The sequence below is a fragment of the Alicycliphilus denitrificans genome, from assembly GCF_044792555.1.
GTDB classification, from domain to species: Bacteria; Pseudomonadota; Gammaproteobacteria; order Burkholderiales; family Burkholderiaceae_C; genus Alicycliphilus; species Alicycliphilus denitrificans_A.
The window spans coordinates 3,023,424-3,044,473 of sequence record NZ_CP126238.1 but is presented as its reverse complement, the minus strand read 5'-3'; the positions used below and the strand labels follow the sequence as shown (position 1 = coordinate 3,044,473).

Here is a 21,050-nt window from a genome sequence, read left to right as displayed (position 1 = left end):
GTTGATGAGCTTTCTATTTCTGGAGAACCCTGATGGCCAAAACCGTTGCAGACGTGATGAAGATGGTGGAGGAAAACGAAGTCAAGTTCGTGGACCTGCGCTTCACCGACACCCGCGGCAAGGAGCAGCACGTCACCGTGCCGGTTTCGCATTTCGACGAAGACAAGTTCAGTTCCGGCCATGCCTTCGATGGCTCCTCGGTTGCCGGCTGGAAGGGCATCGAGGCCTCGGACATGCAACTCATGCCCGACCCGAACACGGCCAACATCGACCCGTTCTTCGAGGAAACCACGCTGTTCCTGCAGTGCGACGTGGTCGAGCCCGGCGACGGCAAGGCCTATGACCGCGACCCGCGCTCCATCGCCAAGCGCGCCGAGGCTTACCTGAAGGCCTCCGGCCTGGGCGACACGGCCTATTTCGGCCCTGAGCCCGAGTTCTTCATCTTCGACGGCGTGCGCTGGAGCAACGAGCCCGGCAAGGTGTTCTTCGAGATCGAGGAATACGAAGCTCCCTGGAACAGCGGCACCAAGTTCGACAGCGGCAACCGCGGCCACCGTCCCACCACCAAGGGCGGCTACTTCCCCGTGCCGCCGGTGGACAGCACGCAGGACATGCGCGCCGAGATGGCGCTGATCCTGGAGCAACTGGGCATTCCGGTCGAGGTGTTCCACCATGAGGTGGCCGGCGCCGGCCAGAACGAGATCGGCACGCGCTTTTCCACCCTGGTCGAGCGCGCCGACTGGACACAGGTCATGAAGTACGTGATCTGGAATGTGGCCAACGCCTACGGCAAGACCGCCACCTTCATGCCCAAGCCTTATGCGGGCGACAACGGCTCGGGCATGCACGTGCACCAGTCCATCTGGAAGGACGGCAAGAACCTGTTCGCGGGCGACGGCTACGCCGGCCTGTCCGACTTCGCGCTCTACTACATCGGCGGCATCATTCACCACGCGCGCGCCCTGAACGCCATTACCAACCCCGGCACCAACAGCTACAAGCGCCTGGTGCCCGGCTATGAAGCGCCGGTGAAGCTGGCCTACAGCTCGCGCAACCGTTCGGCCTCCATCCGCATTCCCTACGTGGCCAACCCCAAGGGCCGCCGTATCGAGGCGCGCTTCCCCGATCCGCTGGCCAACCCCTACCTGTGCTTCTCGGCACTGATGATGGCGGGCCTGGACGGCGTGGAAAACAAGATCCACCCCGGCGAGGCTGCCACCAAGGACCTGTACCACCTGCCGCCCGAAGAGGACAAGCTGGTGCCCACCGTGTGCCACAGCCTGGACCAGGCGCTGGAGGCGCTGGACAACGACCGCGGCTTCCTGACCAAGGGCGGCGTGTTCTCCGACAACATGCTGGACGCGTATATCGAGCTCAAGATGGGCGAGGTGCAACGCTTCCGCATGGCGCCGCACCCGGTCGAGTACGACATGTATTACTCGCTGTAACCGCGAAAGGCCGGCGCCTCGGCACCCCGGCAACTGGCACCAAGGCGGCTTCGGCCGCCTTTGCCTTTTGTGCATGGCCCGCATGAGACGGCGACAATTGCGCCATGTGGTGATTCGGTGATACTCGCCGCCACCGCGCATGTCTGAGAGACTGAGGGTCTTTTGTATGAAATACAGCCTGTTCGCCCTGACCGCCATTGCCGCGCTGCTGCAGCCCGCCTGGGCGCAAGACCGCATCTACCGCTGCGGCAACGAATACACCAACAACGCCGCCCAGGCCAAGGAGCGTGGTTGCAAGCTCGTGGAAGGCGGCAATGTGACGGTGGTCGAGGGTACGCGCCCTGCGGCGGCCGCCTCCGGCGGGAGCGCCGGTGCTGCGCCCTCGGGCAGCAAGGCGGGCAGCTCGCCCGCCAATGCCCCGCGCGTAGGCGCGGCAGACCAGCGCGCGCGCGATGCCGATGCGCGCGCCATCCTGGAGGCGGAGCTGCGCAAGGCCGAAACCCGCCTGGCCGATCTGCGCAAGGAGTACAACGACGGCGCTCCGCAGCGTTCGGCCCTGGAACTGCGCAATCCGCAGGGCTATATCGAGCGCACGGCCGAGCTCAAGGCCGCCGTGACCCGCGCCGAGGCCGACGTGGCCGGCATCAAGCGCGAGATCGGGCGCCTGACCAACTAAACCTAAGTTAGTTAAAGCCAAGCCGCGCGGGAGGACCACATCATTCAGACGCTCCCCGACCCGCAGCGCTACCAGGCGCTCGATCTGCTGTCCACGCTCGTGGCCGTCGTGGATACCCATGGCGCCGTGGTGTACGTGAATGCCGCGCTGGAAAGCACCCTGGGCCTATCGCGCCGCATGCTCCAGGGGACGGATCTTTCCGCCCTGTTGACCGAGCCTGCCCTGTTGCAGACCGCCCTGGCCGGCGCACGCGGGCAGGACTTTGCGGCGCTGCGCTTCGAGGCCGTGCTGCACCGCCCGCCGCAGGAGCCGCTGCCCGTGCACGCCAGCATAGCCCCGGCCGAGCAGGGGGGCGAGCTCATCGTGGAGCTGTGGCCCCTGCAGGCCCAGGCGCGCCAGGACCGCGAAGAGCGCCTTCTGGAGCAGGCACAGGCCCACAAGGAGCTGATCCGCAACCTGGCGCACGAGATCAAGAACCCCCTGGGTGGCATTCGCGGCGCCGCGCAGCTGCTGCAAATGGAACTGGCCGCCCCCGAGCTTGCCGAATACACCCAGGTCATCATCCACGAGGCCGATCGCCTGCAGGGCCTGGTGGACCGGCTGCTGGCGCCGCACCGCCAGCCGCATCTGGTGGGCGAAGTGAACATCCACGAGGTCTGCGAGCATGTGTGCCGCCTGGTACTGGCCGAATACCCCCGAGGCCTTGCCGTGCTGCGCGACTACGACATCTCCATCCCGGAGTTCCGCGGCGACCGCGCACAGCTGATACAGGTGCTGCTCAACATCGTGCAGAACGCCGCGCAGGCGCTCGCCGAGCGCATTGCCGCGGGCGATGCCCAGATCATCCTGCGCACGCGCGTGGCCCGGCAGGTCACGTTCGGGCGCCAGCGCTACCGCCTGGCATTGGAATTGCATGTCATCGACAACGGACCGGGCGTGCCCGAAGCCATCCGGGAACGGATCTTCTACCCCCTGGTGACGGGTCGGGAGGGAGGATCGGGCCTGGGGCTGCCGCTGGCGCAGACCTTTGTGCAGCAGCACCAGGGCCTGATTGATTGCCACAGCGAACCGGGCCGCACGGACTTTCGCATCCTCATTCCATTGCCATGATGACCAAGACATACGGGAGCGCAGGCCCATGAAGCCGATCTGGATAGTGGACGACGATGCCTCGATCCGCTTTGTGCTGGAAAAGGCGCTGGCGCGCGAGGGCCTGCCCACGCGCAGCTTCACACAGGCGCGCGAGGTGCTGGACGCGCTGGCGGACGAAGGCCAGCTGGGCCCGCAGGTGCTGATCAGCGACATCCGCATGCCCGGTGGATCGGGCCTGCAGCTGCTGGAGCAGGTGCGCGCGCAGCAGCCCGGCCTGCCGGTCATCGTCATGACGGCCTATTCCGACCTGGACAGCGCCGTGTCCGCCTTCCAGGGCGGCGCGTTCGAGTACCTGCCCAAGCCTTTCGACGTGCCCAAGGCCGTGGAGCTGATCCGCCGCGCTGTGGAGGAAAGCCAGCGCGAGCAGGTGGCCGAACAGCAGCAGGCCGAGGCGCCCGAGATGCTGGGCCAGGCAGGCGCCATGCAGGAGGTGTTCCGTGCCATTGGTCGCCTGTCCCAGAGCGTGGTCACGGTGCTGATCACGGGCGAATCAGGCACCGGCAAGGAGCTGGTGGCGCGCGCCCTGCACAGGCACTCGCCCGTGGCGGGAGGCCCATTCGTGGCCATCAATACCGCCGCCATCCCCAAGGACCTGCTGGAGAGCGAACTCTTCGGCCATGAGCGCGGCGCCTTCACCGGCGCGCAGGCGCAGCGGCGCGGACGCTTCGAGCAGGCCGAGGGCGGCACGCTGTTCCTTGACGAGATTGGCGACATGCCCTTCGACCTGCAGACGCGCTTGCTGCGCGTGCTCTCGGATGGCCAGTTCTACCGTGTGGGCGGCCATACCGCCGTCAAGGCCCATGTGCGCGTGATTGCCGCCACGCACCAGGATCTGGAGCTGCGCGTGCGGGACGGCGTGTTCCGCGAGGACCTGTTCCATCGCCTCAACGTCATCCGCCTGCGCCTGCCGGCGCTGCGCGAGCGCGGCGAGGACGTGCCCATGCTCGCGCGCCACTTCCTGCTGCGCAGCGCGCGCCAGCTGGGCGTGGAGCCCAAGCGCATCTCCGACGCGGCGCTGGAGCGGCTGCAGCGCTTTGCCTTCCCCGGCAACGTGCGCCAGCTGGAAAACATCTGTCACTGGCTCACCGTCATGGCGCCGGCGCAGGTGATCTCGGCGCAGGATCTGCCGCCCGAGGTGCTGCAGGCCGGCATGCCCGCCCATGCGCCAGCCGTGGCCGCCGATGAGGGCTGGGAGGCGGCGCTGGAGAGCGAGGCGCAAAGGCTGCTGCGCGATGGCCGGTCCGACCTGTGGGATGCGCTCACGCGCCGCTTCGAGTCACGCCTGATCCGCACCGCGCTCGCGGCCACGCACGGCCGGCGCATGGAGGCCGCACAGCGCCTGGGCATAGGCCGCAACACCATCACGCGCAAGATCCAGGAGCTGGGCCTGGATGCGCAGGATTAATGGGGGGTCGGCTTCCGATTAATAGGGGTCAGATTCCAATTTCCCGAAGAAAATTGGAATCTGACCCCCTATTAATCTATGTAAAGCATAGTGAAGCCGGCCAGGCTGCACTCACCCCAGCGTCACCACCACCGGCGCATGGTCGCTGGGCTGCGGGTTCTTGCGCGGAGCACGGTCGATCAGGCAGGCCGTCACGCCGGCGCACAGCGCCTGGCTGACCAGGATGTGGTCTATGCGCAGGCCGCGGTTCTTCTGGAAGCCCAGCTGCCTATAGTCCCACCACGAATAACTCTTCTCGGGCTGCTCGAACAGGCGGAAGGCGTCGGTCAGGCCCAGTGCCAGCAGGTCCTGGAAATGCTGGCGCTCCTCTGCTGTGTGGTGAATGGTGCCCTTCAGTCCCACGGGGTCGTAGGAGTCGCGGTCCTCGGGTGCGACGTTGAAGTCGCCCACCAGCGCCAGGCGCGGGTGCGCCGCCAGCTCCTGGCGCAGCCAGTCGTGCAGCGCGGCCAGCCACTTGAGCTTGTAGGCAAACTTGTCGCTGCCCGGCTCCTGGCCGTTCACGAAGTAGCAGTTGATCAGGCGCAGCGGGCCCTCTGCGGTATCCAGCGTGGCGGCGATCACGCGCGCCTGCTCGTCCTCATGCCCCGGAATATTGCGCACCACGTCGTGCGCCGGCGTGCGGCTGATGATGGCCACGCCGTTGTAGGTCTTCTGGCCAAAGCACACCGCGTGGTAGCCCGCGGCCTGGAAGGCGTCATGCGGGAACTTCTCGTCCACCAGCTTCAGCTCCTGCAGGCCAATGGCATCCACAGGGTTGGCGGCCAGCCAGGCCAGTACCTGGGGCAGGCGCACGGACAGGGAGTTGATGTTCCAGGTGGCGATTTGCATGGTTCTTGAGTGCGATGGCTGTGGGGCAGGAGAGGGGCTCCAGAACCATCTGGCGGCATGCCTGATGCATGCAGGCCCCCCGGCGAAGGGGCCCGATTATGGTGGATGCCTGGTGCTCAGTCTCTTGGGTGACCTGCAGCGGACCCTTGGCGTTCATCAACGGGCCGATCACATCGGACGCGGTGATGATGGGAAAGCGCGCCTGGTGATGAGGGGAGGGAGGCAGGCATTTAGCCGGCTTGCCTGCGGCAGCGGCCACACCAGCCGAGGGCGGTGTAGGTGACGATGGTCGCACCAATGGCCCCCAGGGCAAAGACCAGGGCGATCAAGATCCAGTCGGCCGGCCCGGCGGCGTCGGTGAAGCCCGAGGACGACACCTTAGCCATCAGCACCAGGGCCAGGCCGCCGCCCATCAGGCCCAACAGCTGGGCACGCACCAGCAGGCGGGGCACGATGGTGCGCTGGCGCAGCAGCAGCACAACGAAGGCCGCCGTGGTCAGGGCCGCCAGGCCCAGCAGCACCCACAGCAGCGGGCCGAGCATTTCCTGGAACACGGCCAGGAGCACCAAGGGGTCGAGTTCTTTCATGGCCAAACTCCTTTCAGGCGCGCCCGCGCAACATGCTGATATAGGTGGGCTTGAGGGCCATGGTCTTCATCACCCAGCTCACCCACAGTTCTTCCAGTGGCGCAATTGCACCGGGAAACGAAGGCACCAGATTGTTCTGGTAGTCAAACTCCACCAGCATGGCCCGGCCCAGCCGCGTGATCAGCGGGCACGAGGTGTAGCCCGTGTACAGCGCATCAGATGTCTTGCCCGCAATCTGCGCCACCAGATGGTCCAGCGCCACGGGCACCTGCCATTTCACGCTGGCAGCCGTCTTGCCCTTGGGTACGCCGGCGATATCTCCCAGGCCAAACACGTTGGCATAGCGTGTATGGCGCAGCGTACCCTTGTCCACCTCCAGCCAGCCCTCTGCGGCCCAGGCCTTGTTCTTGTCGGCGGCCCACGGCAGGGGGCTGTTGCGCACGGCCTCTGGCGCGCGCATGGGCGGGATCACATGGATGAAGTCGTAGGGTTGCTCCTCGCTGCCCTCGGCCGTCTTGAAGGTGGCGATGCGCCGGCCCGGGTCTATGGACTTGAGTACGCGCCCGTAATTCACCTGAATGCCGCGCTCCTGGTAGAGCATGCGCACCTTCTCGGAGACGATGGGTACGCTGAACAGCGCGTTGTTATGCGCGTTGTAGACCAGCTCGGCCTTGCCGCGGTTGCCGCGCTGGGTCAGGTGGTCCTCGGTGATGAAGGTGTACTTGAGCGGCGCGCCGGCACATTTCATCTCGGTGGCCGGGCGCAGGAACACGCCGCGCCCGCCCTGGTCGGCAAAGCTGGACATGGCCTGCCATGTGGCCTCGGCCGCGGCCGGGCTGTGGTAGATGCTGCCAATGCCGTTCTTGCCGATCAGCGCCGGGCTCATGCCCTCGATCAGGCCGTACTCCAGCGTCAGGCCGACGGCCACGATCAGGAAGTCGTAGGCGATGGACTGGCCGCCCTCGGTCACCACGCGATTGCCATCGGGGTCGAACTCCGCCACGCGCTCGGTCAGCAGTTCCACGCCCCGGGGCAGATAGTCGGTGGTGTGGGAGGTGACATAGGTCGCAGGCTTGATGCCACCACCCACCAGCGTGAAGCCGGGTTGGTAGAAATGCTCCCGGCGCGCGTCGATCAGGGTGATGTGCGCCCCCTGCAGCATGCTCGACAGGCGCGACGCCGCAGCCAGGCCCGCGGCGCCCGCGCCCGCGATCACGATGCGCGCCTGGGTCTTGTGCGGCTGCCCGGCCTGTGCGGCCGGGGGGCGCAGCGTGGCTGCGGTAGCGGTGCTGGCGGCACCCAGCGCCAGCAGCTTGCGGCGTTGCGGGGATGGTAGTGGCATGGGCTTATCTCCGATAGTTCTAAATTTAGAAAAATCTAATATTTGCCATGGTAGTGCATTCAAAGAAAAATTGAAACAGGTTGTTCCACCGCACGGCGCCCGTGTCGGGACGGGCGTGGCCAAGCGCATCAAGCACGTCCGCCGGCATGCGGCAGTCAGCCGCGCGTCACGTCGCTCATGGGCCTTTGGCCAGGGCGAGAATTGCACGAGCCCCGATAATGTGCCCCTTGCCCCGGCCAGCGCGGCCTGGCCCGGGTGCCGTTTTCATCACGATCGCCGCCGTGATTGGCCGATCCACGGTGCAAGGACCGTCAGACCATGAGTGAATCCCAGAGCAGCCCGCGCCCCACGCCGGGCGCCAAGTTTGTCAGCCCGCAGGGCACGCGTGCCATCAAGGACGGCGTGAAGGTCAGCCCCATCACCCTGGTGCCCGACATGCAGGCCAAGCCCGAATGGCTGCGCATGCGCCTGCCCTCGGGCGCCAAGTACCAGGAGGTCATGGAGATCGTGCGCAGCCGCCAGCTGTCCACGGTCTGCGCCGAATCCAAATGCCCCAACATCTCCGAATGCTGGGGCCGCGGCACGGCCACGCTGATGCTCATGGGCTCGGTGTGCACGCGCGCATGCAAGTTCTGCTCGGTCTCCACCGGCAACCCGCAGGGGTGGCTGGACCACGAGGAGCCCGCCAAGGTGGCCGAGGCCGTGGCGTTGATGGGCCTCAAGTACGTGGTGCTGACCTCGGTGGACCGCGACGACCTGGCTGACGGCGGCGCCGCGCATTACGCGGCCTGCGTGCGTGCCATCCACGAGCGCATGCCCGATACCGCGGTGGAGGCGCTCACGCCCGACTTCCAGGGGCGGCTCGAATGTGTGGCGCAGGTGCTGGATGCGGGCCTGGCCACCTATGCGCAAAATCTGGAAACCGTGGAGCGCCTGACCCACCCGGTGCGCGACGCGCGTGCCGGCTACGCGCAGACGCTGGCGATCCTGAAGTTTGCCAAGGGCCACGCCCCCCAGACCATCACCAAGACCAGCCTGATGCTGGGCCTGGGCGAGACCGATGACGAGATCGAGCGCGCCTTGAACGACATTCGCGCCGCTAACGTGGATGTGGTGACCATGGGCCAGTACATGCGCCCCACCAAGAACCACCTGCCGGTGCAGCGTTACGTGACGCCCGACGAGTTCAAGAAATACCGCGAGATCGCCCTGGGCCTGGGCTTCGTCGAGGCCGTGGCCGGTCCCTTTGTGCGCTCAAGCTACCGCGCCGAGCGCGTGCTGGAGGGCAACAACCTGGGGCTGGATCCCGTCAACCCCGAAGTGCTCGAAGGTATTCGCGATTCGGCCGGCGCGTCGCTGCGCTGTTGAGTTACGCGCCCGGCTGCCAGGGCGTGGCCTGGGCCAGCAGGTTGGCCAGGACCGCATCGCCCATGGCGGCCAGCTCTCCGGTGGCTTGCGCCAGGTGCTCCGCAGGCATGGGGTGCTGGCGCAGGCCCTCGCCCTGCTCGGGGCTGAAGATCAGCAGCACTTGGCCGTAGGAGGCCTCCAGCAGCGCCGCGTGCCAGCGTCGGCCGTCGGGGGTTGCAAATGTGCGCATGGTGGATCCGCGGTGCTTCAGGCGCGCCGGCGCAGGCTGACGAAGTCATAGGGCAGGCCGCCGGCGCTGACATGGCTGCTGCGCGCCACCTCCTGCCATTCGGGCCCGAGGGTTGGGGCGTGGGCGTCGCCCTCGAAGTCCTGGCCGATCTCGGTCACCTCCACGCGCGTCGCCAGGGGCAGGGCCTGGGCGTAGATCTGGGCGCCGCCCATGATCCAAGCGACGGAGTTGTCTTGCTCAACCATTGATAGCGCATCGCGCAGGCTGGATGCGCGCTGCACACCGTTTTCATGCCAATCTTCCTGGCGCGTCACGACGATGTTGGCGCGCCCGGGCAGCGGGCGAAAGCGTGCCGGCAGCGAGTCCCAGGTTTTGCGCCCCATGATGACCGGGTGGCCCTGGGTGAGCTGCTTGAAGTGCGCCAGATCCTCGGGCAGGTGCCAGGGCATGGTGCCGTTGCGGCCTATGACGCCGTTGGCGGCGCGGGCGTAGATGAGGGCGATTTCCATAGACCCAGGAGCATAACGCCGGTGCTCCAGCCGCCTGGCGCAGAGGGTTTGGCGCGACGAATCCTCGTCCATGCCCCGTCAGGCACCGGGGCTCATTCGTCCTGCACCTTGTGCTGGCCCACCAGCTGCTGCTGCACCCCGGGCGGCACCACCTCATAGTGCGACAGGGCCAGGGCGTAGCTGCCCTGGCCGGCGGTCATGGCGTTCAGGCGGCTTTGGTAGTCGGTCAGCTCGGCCAGCGGGGCCTCGCCAGTCACCGTGAGCTGGCCCAGCCGGTCGCTGTCGGTGCCGCTGACCACGCCGCGCCGCGCCGACAGATCGCCGGTGATGGCGCCCATCGCGCCCTCGGGCGCGCTGACCTGCATGCGCGCGATGGGCTCCAGTACCACCGGCCCGGCCTCGCGGATGGCCGCCTGGAAGGCTTTCTTGCCCGCGGTGACGAAGGCCACCTCCTTGCTGTCCACCGCATGGTGCTTGCCGTCGTAGACGATCACGCGCACGTCCTGCACCGGGTAGCCGGCAATCACGCCCTCGGTCAGCGCCTCGCGCACGCCTTTTTCCACGGCCGGCATGAACTGGCCGGGAATGGTGCCGCCCTTGACCTGGTCGACAAACTCGAAGCCCGCGCCGCGCGGCAGCGGCTCTATGCGCAGGTGCACCTCGCCAAACTGGCCGGCGCCGCCGCTCTGCTTCTTGTGGCGGTACTGTGCGGCAGCGCCGCGGGTGATGGTCTCGCGGTAGGCGATGCGCGGGGCGCGCGTGTCCACCTCGAACTTGTACACCTCGCGCAGCCGCTCCAGCAGCACGCGCAGGTGCAGCTCGCCCAGGCCGCGGGCAATGGTCTCGTTGGTGGCCGGCACATGTTCGATCAGCAGGCAGGGGTCCTCGGCCACCAGCTTGTTCATGATCTCCCACATGCGCTGCTCGTCGCCGCGCCGCTTGGGTGCGATGGCAATGCCGTGCACCGGCACGGGCAAGGGCAGGGGCCTCAGGTGGATGTGGTTGTCCTCTGCGGCGTCGTGCAGCACGGCGTCGAAATGCAGCTCGTCCACCTTGCCGATGACGCAGATCGCGCCCGGCCCGGCACCCGCCAGCTCCACATGGTTCTTGCCCTGCTGCAGGTACAGGTGGCCCACCTTGAAAGGCTTGCGCCCGTCGCCCACGTAGAGCTGGGTGCCCGGCGTGATCGTGCCCTGGTGCACGCGTACAAAGCCCAGCTTGCCCACGTAGGGGTCTACGCTGAGCTTGAACACATGGGCCAGCACATGGGCCGCGGCATCGGGGCTGGCGCGCATGGCCTGAGCGGTGTCGCCCTCGCCGTTCAGGAAGTCGGGCGGGTTGCCCTCGGTGGGGTTGGGCAGCAGCCTGGCGATCACGTCGAGCAGCTCGCCCATGCCCGCGCCCGTGCGCGCCGAGACGAAGCACACCGGAATCAGATGCCCCTCGCGCAGTGCCTGGGCCAAAGGCGCGTGCAGCTCGTCGGGGTCGATATCGCCGTCGTTCAGATAGCGCTCGACGAACGCCGCATCGACCTCCACCACCTGCTCCACCAGCGCGCGGTGGGCGTCATCCACGGCACCAAAATCACTGTGCCCCGCGCGGTTGTAGAAGCAGTCCACCACCTGGCTTGCCCCCGCATCCGGCAGGTTCAGCGGCAGGCATTCCTTGCCGAAGGTCGCCTGGATGTCGGCCAGCAGCGCGGGCAGGTCGGCGCCCTCGGCATCGATCTTGTTGACGATGATCAGGCGATCGAGCTGCCGCTCGGCCGCGTACTCCATCATGCGCCGCGCCATGGGCTCGATGCCGGCCGCGGCGCTGATGACGATGGCCGCCGTCTCCACCGCCTCCAGCGCGGCCAGGCTCTGGCCGATGAAGTCGGGCAGGCCGGGCGTGTCTATCAGGTGGATAAGGCAGCCGCCATGCCTGGCATGCATCACGGCCGACTGCAGCGAGTGCTGGGTCTTGATCTCCAGCGGGTCATGGTCGCTCACCGTGGTGCCGCGCTCCACGCTGCCCGCCGCGCCAATGGCGCCCGTGTGCTGCAGCAGGGCCTCGGCCAGGGTGGTCTTGCCGGCCGCCGCCGGGCCGACCAGGGTCAGGTTGCGGATGTTTTCGATGGGTGTCGCGCCGGGTGGGGTCATCGTTCATTCCTCCTCGAAGGTGGACAGCTTCGCAGGTAGTTGGAGCGATGTCTACGGGGGCGCAAGCCCGTGGCGCCTAGACAGCCACCGGCGCCTTGATGGCCGGATGGTGCTCATAGCCCAGCACCTCGAAATCCTCGTACTGGTACTCGAAGATGGATGCCGGGCGGCGCTTGATCTGCAGCTGGGGGTAGGCATAGGGCTGGCGCGCCAGCTGGGTCTGCACCTGATCGAAGTGGTTGTTGTAGATGTGGCAGTCGCCGCCGGTCCAGATGAAGTCGCCCACCTGCAGGTCGCACTGCTGGGCCAGCATGTGGGTGAGCAGCGCGTAGGAGGCGATGTTGAATGGCACGCCCAGGAAGATGTCGGCGCTCCTCTGGTAGAGCTGGCAGGAGAGGCGCCCTTCGGCCACGTAGAACTGGAAGAAGGCGTGGCAGGGCATGAGGGCCATCCTGTCCAGTTCGGCCACGTTCCAGGCGCTCACGATGATGCGGCGGGAGTCGGGGTTTTGGCGCAGTGTGTCGATGACCTGCTGGATCTGGTCGATGTGCCCGCCATCGGGCGTGGGCCAACTGCGCCACTGTACGCCGTACACCGGGCCCAGGTCGCCGGTGTGCGGGTCGGCCCATTCGTCCCAGATGCTGCAGCCGCGCTCCTGCAGCCAGCGTGCGTTGCTGCTGCCCTGCAGGAACCACAGCAGCTCCAGGATGATGGACTTGAGGTGAACCTTCTTGGTGGTGACGAGTGGAAAGCCCTCGGCCAGGTCAAAGCGCATCTGGTGGCCGAACACGCTCTTCGTGCCCGTGCCCGTGCGGTCGCCTTTGGGCGTGCCGTGTTCGAACACGTGGCGCATCAGGTCTTCGTATTGGTGGCGGATGGGGCGTTGTGTCATGGTTTGAATGAAAAGTGGCTGCAGCGCTTATTTGGCAAGCGCTGGCAGCTCTTATTTTTGAAGTACACAGCCCGGGTTCATCAGGCCCTGCGGGTCCAGCGCCTGCTTGATGGCGCGCATCATGGACAGGGCCACGGGCGACTTGTACTGCGCCAGCTTGTCGGCCTTGAGCTGGCCCACGCCATGCTCGGCCGAGAAGCTGCCGCCAAACTGCGCCACGGCGTCATACACCAGCTGGTTCACGCGCGCCTCCTGCGTGCGCAGGAATTCGCCCGCATCGCCGCCCTCGGGCGCCTGCACGTTGTAGTGCAGGTTGCCGTCGCCCAGGTGGCCGAAGTTGACCAGGCGCACGCCGGGGATCTCGCGCGCGAGCAGCGCGTCGGCATGTTCCACGAAGGCCGGGATGCGCGAGGCGGCGATGGAGATGTCGTGCTTGATGTTCAGCCCTTCCTCGGCCTGGGCCAGCGGGATGCTCTCGCGGATATGCCACAGCTCCTGCGCCTGCGACAGGCTCTCGGCCACCACGGCGTCGAGCATGCAGCCGTCCTCGAAGGCCAATTCCAGCAGCGCCTCGAAGCGCTCGCGCGCGTGCTGCTCGGACTCGCTGTCGCTGTTCTCCAGCAGCACGTAGTAGGGCGGGGCGCCCTTCAATCCCGCGAAGGGCACGCGCAGCTGCGGCATGTGGCGGGTGACCAGCGACAGCGCAAACTGGCCCATGACCTCGAAGCCCGTGAGCCCCGCGCCCAGGTGCTGGTGCGCCAGGCCCAGCAGGCGCACCGCCGCCGCCATCGACGGCACGGCGGCCCAGGCCGTGAGCCGGGCGGCCGGCTGCGGAAACAGCTTCATGGTGGCCGCGGTGATGATGCCCAGCGTGCCCTCGCTGCCGATGAACAGGTCGCGCAGGTCGTAGCCGGTGTTGTCCTTGCGCAGGCCGGACAGGCCGTCCCACACCTCGCCCTGCGGCGTGACCACCTCCAGGCCCAGGCACAGCTCGCGCGCGTTGCCGTAGCGCACCACCTGGGTGCCGCCGGCGTTGGTGGAGAGATTCCCGCCAATGGTGCAGCTGCCCTCGGCCGCCAGGCTCAAGGGGAACAGCAGGCCTTCCTTGTTGGCGGTTTCCTGCAGGCTTTGCAGGATGCAGCCGGCCTCCACCGTCATGGTCAGGTTGTCGCGATCCATGGCGCGCACCGCGTTCATGCGCGTCAGGCTCAGCACCACCTGGGTGCCGCTGTCGTCGGGCGTGCTGCCCACCGACAGGCCGGTGTTGCCGCCCTGCGGCACGATGGAACAGCCGGCGGCGGCGCAGGCCTTGACCACGGCGGCCACCTCCGGCGTGGAGGCGGGGCGCACCACGGCCAGGGCCTTGCCGCGGGCGCGCTTGCGCCAGTCCTGTTCATAGGCCGTGAGGTCGCCCTCGGTAAGCACATGGTCGGCGCCGACGATCTGGCGCAGGGTGTCGAGCAGGGTGGTGGTCATGTCGGATCGGCAGCAGGGGTGGATGGGCGCGCCTTGGCGGCGGCCAGGCGCAGGCGCACATGCAGGGCGCAGGCGGTGAACAGCAGCAGGCACAGCGCGATCTCGATGCCGGCCAGCCAGTTGCCGGGGGCCGGGTCGCTCCAGGCGCGCACCACGCCTTCGGTGAAGTACAGCCACACCAGCAGGCTGACCCAGCGGTAGGTATACATGCGGCGCTTGAGCAGGCCCGCCAGCGGCCAGGCCAGCGGCAGTGCCTTCAGCGCCAGCCACGAGCCGCCGGGGCGCAGGGGGCTGAGCCACAGCTCCCAGGCCAGGCACAGCACGATCAGGCCCAGCAGGCTGCCCACGGCCAGCCAGCGCGTGGCGGCCACATCGGTGGTCACTGGGGTGGGCGGAGGGGGGATTTCGGAATGCATGGGGCTGGCATCATATCGGCCATGCCCTTGTCCCCACCCTTTGCGCAGCGTCTCGAAACCTGGTTGGTGCAGCTTTCCCACTTCCCCTGGCGCACCACCGCGCACATGCTGCGCGAGCGCTTTCGCGAGGACCGGCTGGGCATCACCGCCAGCAGCCTCACCTTCACCACGCTGCTGGCGCTGGTGCCGTTCTTCACGGTGGCGCTGGCGGTGTTCGCGGCCTTTCCCATCTTCGGCAAGATGGAGCAGATGCTGCAGCGCTGGCTCATCGACAGCCTGGTGCCCGACAGCATCTCGCGCCCGGTGCTGGGCTATCTGACGCAGTTCTCGGCCAAGGCCAGCGGCCTGGGCGTGGCGGGGTTCTCGGTGCTCATGCTCACGGCGCTGGCGCTGATCCTGACCATAGACCGCACGCTCAACACCATCTGGCGCGTGCGCCGCCTGCGCCCGCTGGGCCAGCGCGTGCTGATCTACTGGGCCGCCATCACGCTGGGCCCGCTGGTGCTGGCGGCCAGCCTGGCACTGAGCGCCTCCATCGCCGGCGCCGCCTCGCGCGGCCTGGGCGCCACGCTGCCGGGCGGCGCGCGCCTGCTGCTGGATGCGATCGAGTTCCTGCTGCTGGCGGCCGGCGTGGCCGCCATGTACCGCTACGTGCCCAACACCCAGGTGCACTGGCGCGACGCTTGGGCGGGCAGCCTGTTCGTGTCCGTGGGCATGGAGCTGGCCAAGAAGGGCCTGGGCCTGTACCTGGCCTCGGTGCCCACCTATTCGGTGATCTACGGCACCTTTGCCACGCTGCCCATCCTGCTGCTGTGGATCTACGTGGCCTGGGTCATCGTGCTGCTGGGCGCCGTGGTCGCGGCCTATCTGCCCAGCCTGCTGGCCGGCGTGGCGCGGCATGCGGGCGGGCAGGGCTGGCCCTTTCTGCTGGCCGTGGAGGCGCTGCAGCAGCTGCACGGCGCGCGCGGGCAGGCCGCGCACGGGCTCACGGCGGTGCAGCTGGCGCAACTGCTGCGCGTGGATGTGCTGCAGCTGGAGCCGGTGCTGGATGCGCTCAAGGGTCTGGACTGGGTGGTGCAGGTCAATGAGGCCGCCGCCGGCGCGCCCGATTCGGTGGACGCGCGCTACCTGCTGCTGGCCGACCCCGCGACGACCCACATGGAGCCGCTGGTGCAGCGCCTGCTGCTCACGCGCAGCGCGCCTTTGGCGCGCTTCTGGGCGCACACGGGGCTGGAGGTGCTGCGGCTGGCGGATGTGCTGGAGCCGCCGGTGGCGCTGGGGGTGATGTCGGATGAGCTATTAAAAAAATAGCGTCCTGCGTAGTCTAATCAAGCCTTATCTGCCATTTTTCTCAATAAAATTCCCTGCAGCATGGTGCGCAGCAGCGGCTGCAAGCCATCAGTGGGCGCGGACTCGGCGCGCAGGGCATCGGCCAGTGCATCCCAATGCGCCGCCACGGTGCCCGTGACCTCTGCATGCCAGCGTGCGCCCAGTTCACCTGCCTGCGGCGCGGGCATGCGCCCGAGGTGGGCCAGCACCAGGTAGCGCGTGCATGCCGCCTCGACCATGTGGCGCAGCAGTTCGTCGGTGCTGTCCTTTTGCTCGCCTTTTTTCTGCAGGGCGCGCATGGCCCAGGCCGTGGTGCCGCCCAGCAGCGCGCCCAGCGCCGTGCCCACGCCCAGGGTCAGGCCGCCCGTGCCCACGTCGATCATGGCGCCCACCTTGGCACCGGCCGCGGCCCCCGCGGCGGCGCCGGCGGATGTGCCCACGGCCAGGGCCTTGCTGTCGCCGGCGCGCGCTGCTGTGTCGCCCTGTGCGGGCGGCGGCAGCTGCCTGGGCGCCTGCGCCACTGCCGCCTTCTGGCCGTGCAGGCCGTGCAGGTCTTGCAGCGCCGTGTCCAGCGCCTGCAGCAGCTTGGCGTAGTGGGCGGCGCTTTGCCCGCTTCCTGCCAGGGCGGCGCAGGCGTGCAGGTGCTCGGCCAGCGCCTGCAGCGATTGGCTGAAGATGGCCTCGTTGCGCGCCTGCCAGGCCTGGCCCAGCCGTTGCAGCGCGTGCTGCTGCGTGGGCAGCAGGGCGGCCAGGCGTTCGAACAGCACGCCGTCCCGCACCCAGCTGGCGCCAAATTCCGCACTGCCCAGCGCCAGCATGGGGGCCGGGTGCCAGGCGTGCGGCAACTGGGGGGCCGGCCCATCGCCCCACGCAAGCACGACATCGACGGGGGTGGCCGCCTGCGTGGGGTCGATGAGGCGCAGCCGGTCGCCCTGGGTGCTGGCCATGGCGCCATGCTCGGCATGCAGCGCCAGCAGGGCGGCAAATTGCTGCTGCTGGGCGGGTGCGGTGCACAGCAGGCCGATCAGCAGGTCGCCGGGCAGCGCCGCACGCAGGGCGTCGAAGTCGCTGCCATCGGTATCCAGCGTGCATTGGCGCGCCAGCCGTGCCTGGCGCCAGCCGGCCCAGGCGGCCAGCAGCAGGCGCGGCAGCACCACCACCAGGGCCAGCAGGCCCACATACATCCATACCCAGCGGGCGCCGGCCGCGCCCTCGCCGGCAAAGTTCTGCGTGGCGGCGACCTCCGGCAGCGAGAACGGCGCCAGGCCGAACAGCAGGGTGAGCGGCGCGAACAGCAGGCTCACGATGGCGTGCACCTGGGCGGCGTCGAGAAAGGTGCTTTCCCAGCCGAAGCGGTAGCTCACCACCAGGCCGCGCAGCAGCAGCGACAGCGCAATGCCCGCGGCCCAGGCGGCGGCGCACAGGTGCAGCACGCCAGCGGCCTGCTGGGCAAAGCGCGCGCGCGTCAGGCTCGACCAGTGCGCCACGAAGTCGGCGGCAATGCGGGCCGCCAGGCCCCGGCGTGCGCCGTGGCCGGCGCTTGCCTGGGGGCGCAGCAGCCATTGCTGCAGTGCGGACGGGGGCTGTTGCCTCTCGGCATCGGGGCCGCGCCGGGCGCGCCAGGCGTGCCAGAGCAGCAGCGCATACACGGCCAGGTTCCAGCCCAACACCAGCAGCAGCGGGGGCGAGAGCAGGTCCACGCGGTGCGCGTTGGCGAAGCGGTCCAGCACCAGGCCCAGCAGCAGCGCCAGCAGGGGCAGGCCCCGGGACAGCCAGCGCCCCTGCGCGCCCGCCTGCTGCAGCGCGGCGACCGTGGCATCGCGCCCGGCGGCCCGGGCGACGATGGCGGCGGAGCGCTCCAGCACCACGTCGGCCACGCCCACGCGCTGCACGCCGCGGCCGCGCGCGGCCTCGACGGCCTGGCGCGTGGCCTCGTCCCACTCGGTCTGGCTGACCAGGGTGCGCTCGCCGTCGGCCCGCGCGATGGCCTGGGCCAGCGTCACGCTGCGCAACTCTTGCCAGCTCAGGCGCATCGGTTCTCTTTCATGGCATCAAATCCTGCACCGCGGCCACACCATGCAGCACGGCGCCCTCGAGTGTCGCAGGATAGGGGCCGGCCACATAGTCGCCACAGGCCTGCAGGCCTGGTGCGATAAGGCGCGGCGGGCGCGCCAGGGCGGGGGTGCAGGCAAAGGTGGCGCGCTTTTCCACCACGGTCTGCAGCACGCGCAGGCCGGCCAGGCCCAGGTCCTCGGCGGCCTGGGCCAGCACCTCGCGCTCCAGCTGGCCGCGCTCGCCCTCGAAGGCGCTGACCACGAAGGCCAGCAGGCCGGAATTGCCATCGAGCCGTGCGCGGTCGAACACGAACTGCGCGGGCCGGCCCGGGCGCGGGCGCAGCGCCAGCATGGGGCGCGCCAGCAGGGCCGCGCGGGCGCCGGGCTGCTCGGCGTAGACGGTGGCGATGGCGCCGAAGCGCAGGGCCTGGGCGGTGGCGGCCCAGGCCTGCAGGGCCTGTGAATCGGGTGTGTCGGCCCCGGCCACCAGGCGCGCGGCCTCGTGGCTGCCGGTGGCCAGCAGCACGGCGTGAAAGCGTTCGCCGTCCACCTGCCAGCCCGAGCCGTCCCGCAGCAGCTGCTGTACGCGCCGGCCCCGGTGCACGGCGTGGCCGTGCGCCTGCAGCCAATGCGCCGCGGGTTCGGGCAAGAGCGCGCCCAGGTCGCGGCGCGGCAGCAGCAGGTTGGAGCCGCCGCGCCCGGCAAACAGGCCGTCGCGCAGCACGCGCAGGAACACCTGGCCGCAGGCCTCATGCGCCGGGGTGTTCAGGGCCGAGACGCACAGCGGGTCTATGAATTCGCGCAGCAGCCGCTCGGGCAGGCCGGTGCATAGATCGGCCACGCTGGTGCCTGCTGCGCAGGTAAAGCCGCCCAGGCGCCAGCGCGCCGCGCGTGCCAGCAGGGCCCAGCGCTCGCCCGCGCTCCAGCCGCGCGCGCGGGCCATGCCGGCCAGCGCGTCCCAGGGCGGCGGCGCGTCGGGCAGGGCCAGGCCCGTGCCGTCGGCGAAGACCAGGGCCAGCGGCAGGCGCAGCAGGGCCTGGGACGGGTCTACGCCCACGCTGCGCATCAGGCGCAGGCATTCGGCGTAGGCGCCGATGAGGATGTGCTGGCCGTTGTCCAAGGTCACGGCGCTGCCGTCGGCCCGCTGCGCCGCCACGGCGCGCGCGCGCCCGCCCAGGGTGCGGCCGGCCTCGAACACGGTCACCGCGTGGCCCGCCTGTGCGGCCTGCACGGCCGCGGCCATGCCGCCCCAGCCGGCGCCGACGATGGCGAGCCTCACAGCATGCCCAGCGCCTGCACCTTCCAGGCCAGCCAGAACTTGCGCAGCGGCGTCAGGCTGATGCGCTGGTGCAGCACCTGGAAGCCATCGGCCTCGATCTCGCGCAGCAGCGTGCGGTAGATGCTGGCCATCATCAGGCCGGGCTTTTGCGCGCGCCGGTCCACATCGGGCAGCAGGGCCAGGGCCTCGTCGTAGAACATGTGGGCGCGCTCGGCCTGAAAGCGCATGAGGGTGGCGAAACGGTCCGAGTATTCGCGCTGGGTGATCTCCTGCGCCTTCACGTCGAACTGCTGCAGTTCGCTGACGGGAAGGTAGATGCGCCCGCGCATGGCGTCCTCGCCCACGTCGCGGATGATGTTGGTGAGCTGGAAGGCCAGGCCCAGCTTGTGCGCATATTGCGTGGTGGCTTCATGGGTCTGGCCGAAGATGCGCGCCGCCACCTCGCCCACCACGCCGGCCACCAGGTGGCAGTAGCGCTGCAGGCTGCGAAAGTCGGGGTAGCGTGCCTGCTCCAGGTCCATCTGGCAGCCTTCGATGACGGCCTGCAGCTGGCGCTCCTCAATGCCATAGGCGGCCACATGCGGCACCAGCGCCTGCATCACCGGGTGGCTGGGCTGGCCGGCGAAGGACTTGGCGACCTCGTCCTGCCACCAGGCCAGCTTGGCCTGGGCCACGCCGGCATCCGACACTTCGTCCACCACGTCGTCCACCTCGCGGCAGAAGGCATAAAAGGCCGTGATGGCCGCGCGCCGCGCGCGTGGCAGGAACAGGAAGGCGTAGTAGAAGCTGCTGCCGGAGGCGGCGGCCTTTTGCTGGACATACTGGTCGGGACTCATGGGGGCGTGATTGTCCCATGGCGCACGCGGCCGGCCGGGGCGTGGCGGTTTTGAGTCAAAAAAGCCTGTAACGCCCGTCTATAAAGCGCAGCCAGCTATCAATGCTGCAGTGAGACTACATGCGCAGGGCGCGCGCCAGCATGAGCAACCAGTCTGCTGCGCCCAGCCGGGGCCGCGTGAGCAGGCTGGCGCCACCCAGCGCCTGCACCTTGTCCAGAATGCGCAGGCCGCCCTGCACCACTAGGCGCAGCTCCCAGCCGGCGCGGCCGGGCAGGCGGCGTACCAGCGGCGCGCCCTGCAGCATGAGGGCGCGCGCCCAGGCGGCGCAGTCCAGGATCAGGCGGTCGCTGGCGGGGCTGCGCCGCTGCGCCGCCAGGTCGGCGCGCGCCACGCCGTGGGCGGCGCAGTCGGCGTCCGTCAGGTAGTGGCGGCCGCGCGGCAGGTCCACGCTCAGGTCCTGCCAGAAGTTGATGAGCTGCAGGGCGCTGCAGATGGCGTCGCTTTCGTGCTGGGCGGCCTCGTCCTGTACGCCGTACAGGTGCAGCAGCAGCCGGCCCACGGGGTTGGCGGAGCGGCGGCAGTAGTCGAGCAGCTGCGCGCGGTCGGCGTAGCTGGCGCCGGCCTCGGTCATGGCCACGTCCTGGGCAAAGGCGTCCAGCAGGTCCTGGAGCAGGGCCACCGGCAGCCGGTGGCTGCCGAGCACGGCCTGCAGTGGGCCGAACACGGCGGCCCAGCGTACGCCGGGGGGCTGGCCTGCGGCCACAGAGCGCAGTTCGGCGCGATAGGCGGCCAGGTCGGCCAGGCGCTCGGCTGCCGTGGCCTGGCCCTCGTCGGCAATGTCGTCGGCCGTGCGCGCGAAGGCGTAGAGGGCGGCAATCGGCTGGCGCAGCTGCGGCGGGCATAGGAGCGAGGCTACGGGGAAGTTTTCGTAGTGCGTGACCGGCGCTGCCGCAGTGGGCGCGCCGGCGGAGGGCGAGGAGGGCGTGGGAGTCACGGCGGGGATTGTCGCTTGACAGTGAAAAC

At 68.9% G+C, this 21,050-nt stretch carries 19 protein-coding genes; 6 read left to right on the top strand and 13 right to left on the bottom strand.

Going from position 1 to position 21,050, the window contains the following annotated elements:
- The first annotated feature begins 32 nt into the window (after window positions 1–32).
- The 4 genes from glnA (at window position 33) to ntrC (ending at window position 4,681) form a co-directional block, all read left to right on the top strand.
- Window positions 33–1,448 (top strand): type I glutamate--ammonia ligase, encoded by a 1,416-nt coding sequence (glnA, locus tag P7644_RS14430; RefSeq protein WP_404299943.1) that lies wholly within the window; start codon window positions 33–35, stop codon window positions 1,446–1,448.
- A 166-nt stretch (window positions 1,449–1,614) separates the two neighbouring features.
- Window positions 1,615–2,124, top strand: coding sequence for a hypothetical protein (locus tag P7644_RS14425; RefSeq protein WP_404299942.1), 510 nt, complete (start codon window positions 1,615–1,617; stop codon window positions 2,122–2,124).
- 87 nt (window positions 2,125–2,211) lie between these two features.
- A complete protein-coding gene (glnL, locus tag P7644_RS14420) occupies window positions 2,212–3,234 on the top strand; it encodes a nitrogen regulation protein NR(II) (RefSeq protein WP_404303215.1) in 1,023 nt (340 codons plus the stop codon).
- A 28-nt stretch (window positions 3,235–3,262) separates the two neighbouring features.
- Window positions 3,263–4,681, top strand: a complete 1,419-nt coding sequence (gene ntrC / locus P7644_RS14415) for a nitrogen regulation protein NR(I) (protein ID WP_404299941.1) — start codon at window positions 3,263–3,265, stop codon at window positions 4,679–4,681.
- Between the two features lie 111 nt (window positions 4,682–4,792).
- On the opposite strand, the gene xth is transcribed toward ntrC, so the two are convergent.
- The 3 genes from xth to P7644_RS14400 form a co-directional block, all read right to left on the bottom strand.
- Window positions 4,793–5,569 (bottom strand): exodeoxyribonuclease III, encoded by a 777-nt coding sequence (gene xth / locus P7644_RS14410; RefSeq protein WP_404299940.1) that lies wholly within the window; start codon window positions 5,567–5,569, stop codon window positions 4,793–4,795.
- A 230-nt stretch (window positions 5,570–5,799) separates the two neighbouring features.
- Window positions 5,800–6,156 (bottom strand): DUF5368 domain-containing protein, encoded by a 357-nt coding sequence (locus P7644_RS14405; protein WP_404299939.1) that lies wholly within the window; start codon window positions 6,154–6,156, stop codon window positions 5,800–5,802.
- Between the two features lie 13 nt (window positions 6,157–6,169).
- Entirely contained in the window at window positions 6,170–7,498 is a 1,329-nt protein-coding gene (locus P7644_RS14400) for an NAD(P)/FAD-dependent oxidoreductase (protein WP_404299938.1), read from the bottom strand.
- A 318-nt stretch (window positions 7,499–7,816) separates the two neighbouring features.
- Between P7644_RS14400 and lipA the strand changes: the two genes are divergently transcribed.
- On the top strand, window positions 7,817–8,866 hold the full coding sequence (gene lipA / locus P7644_RS14395) for a lipoyl synthase (protein ID WP_404299937.1): 1,050 nt from the start codon (window positions 7,817–7,819) through the stop codon (window positions 8,864–8,866).
- A gap of 1 nt (window position 8,867) precedes the next feature.
- Here the strand turns inward: lipA and P7644_RS14390 are convergent, their stop codons facing one another.
- The 6 genes from P7644_RS14390 to P7644_RS14365 all read right to left on the bottom strand — a co-directional run bounded on the left by P7644_RS14390 (window position 8,868) and on the right by P7644_RS14365 (window position 14,529).
- Window positions 8,868–9,095 (bottom strand): hypothetical protein, encoded by a 228-nt coding sequence (locus tag P7644_RS14390; protein ID WP_404299936.1) that lies wholly within the window; start codon window positions 9,093–9,095, stop codon window positions 8,868–8,870.
- A gap of 17 nt (window positions 9,096–9,112) precedes the next feature.
- Complete coding sequence (locus P7644_RS14385; protein ID WP_404299935.1) at window positions 9,113–9,604, bottom strand: dihydrofolate reductase; 492 nt, start codon at window positions 9,602–9,604, stop codon at window positions 9,113–9,115.
- A 92-nt stretch (window positions 9,605–9,696) separates the two neighbouring features.
- Window positions 9,697–11,745 carry an elongation factor G gene (fusA, locus tag P7644_RS14380; RefSeq protein ID WP_404299934.1) on the bottom strand — a complete coding sequence of 683 codons (2,049 nt, stop codon included), beginning with the start codon at window positions 11,743–11,745 and terminating at the stop codon, window positions 9,697–9,699.
- A gap of 76 nt (window positions 11,746–11,821) precedes the next feature.
- Window positions 11,822–12,637: a thymidylate synthase gene (locus tag P7644_RS14375; protein WP_404299933.1), complete on the bottom strand. Its 816-nt coding sequence runs from the start codon at window positions 12,635–12,637 to the stop codon at window positions 11,822–11,824.
- Between the two features lie 51 nt (window positions 12,638–12,688).
- The gene (locus P7644_RS14370; RefSeq protein WP_404299932.1) at window positions 12,689–14,113 is read right to left on the bottom strand and encodes an FAD-binding oxidoreductase; all 1,425 of its coding nucleotides are present in this window, start codon (window positions 14,111–14,113) and stop codon (window positions 12,689–12,691) included.
- Window positions 14,110–14,529, bottom strand: a complete 420-nt coding sequence (locus tag P7644_RS14365; RefSeq protein ID WP_404299931.1) for a DUF2069 domain-containing protein — start codon at window positions 14,527–14,529, stop codon at window positions 14,110–14,112. The genes P7644_RS14370 and P7644_RS14365 overlap by 4 nt, the downstream gene beginning before the upstream one ends.
- A gap of 21 nt (window positions 14,530–14,550) precedes the next feature.
- On the opposite strand from P7644_RS14365, the gene P7644_RS14360 reads away from it, so the two are divergent.
- Window positions 14,551–15,840 (top strand): YihY family inner membrane protein, encoded by a 1,290-nt coding sequence (locus P7644_RS14360; protein WP_404299930.1) that lies wholly within the window; start codon window positions 14,551–14,553, stop codon window positions 15,838–15,840.
- A 17-nt stretch (window positions 15,841–15,857) separates the two neighbouring features.
- On the opposite strand, the gene P7644_RS14355 is transcribed toward P7644_RS14360, so the two are convergent.
- From P7644_RS14355 to hpnC, 4 genes are all read right to left on the bottom strand, one after another.
- Entirely contained in the window at window positions 15,858–17,891 is a 2,034-nt protein-coding gene (locus tag P7644_RS14355) for a DUF2868 domain-containing protein (protein WP_404299929.1), read from the bottom strand.
- 10 nt (window positions 17,892–17,901) lie between these two features.
- A complete protein-coding gene (hpnE, locus tag P7644_RS14350) occupies window positions 17,902–19,191 on the bottom strand; it encodes a hydroxysqualene dehydroxylase HpnE (RefSeq protein ID WP_404299928.1) in 1,290 nt (429 codons plus the stop codon).
- The gene (hpnD, locus tag P7644_RS14345; protein ID WP_404299927.1) at window positions 19,188–20,027 is read right to left on the bottom strand and encodes a presqualene diphosphate synthase HpnD; all 840 of its coding nucleotides are present in this window, start codon (window positions 20,025–20,027) and stop codon (window positions 19,188–19,190) included. The genes hpnE and hpnD overlap by 4 nt, the downstream gene beginning before the upstream one ends.
- A gap of 115 nt (window positions 20,028–20,142) precedes the next feature.
- Window positions 20,143–21,021: a squalene synthase HpnC gene (gene hpnC / locus P7644_RS14340; RefSeq protein ID WP_404299926.1), complete on the bottom strand. Its 879-nt coding sequence runs from the start codon at window positions 21,019–21,021 to the stop codon at window positions 20,143–20,145.
- Window positions 21,022–21,050 lie beyond the last annotated feature (29 nt).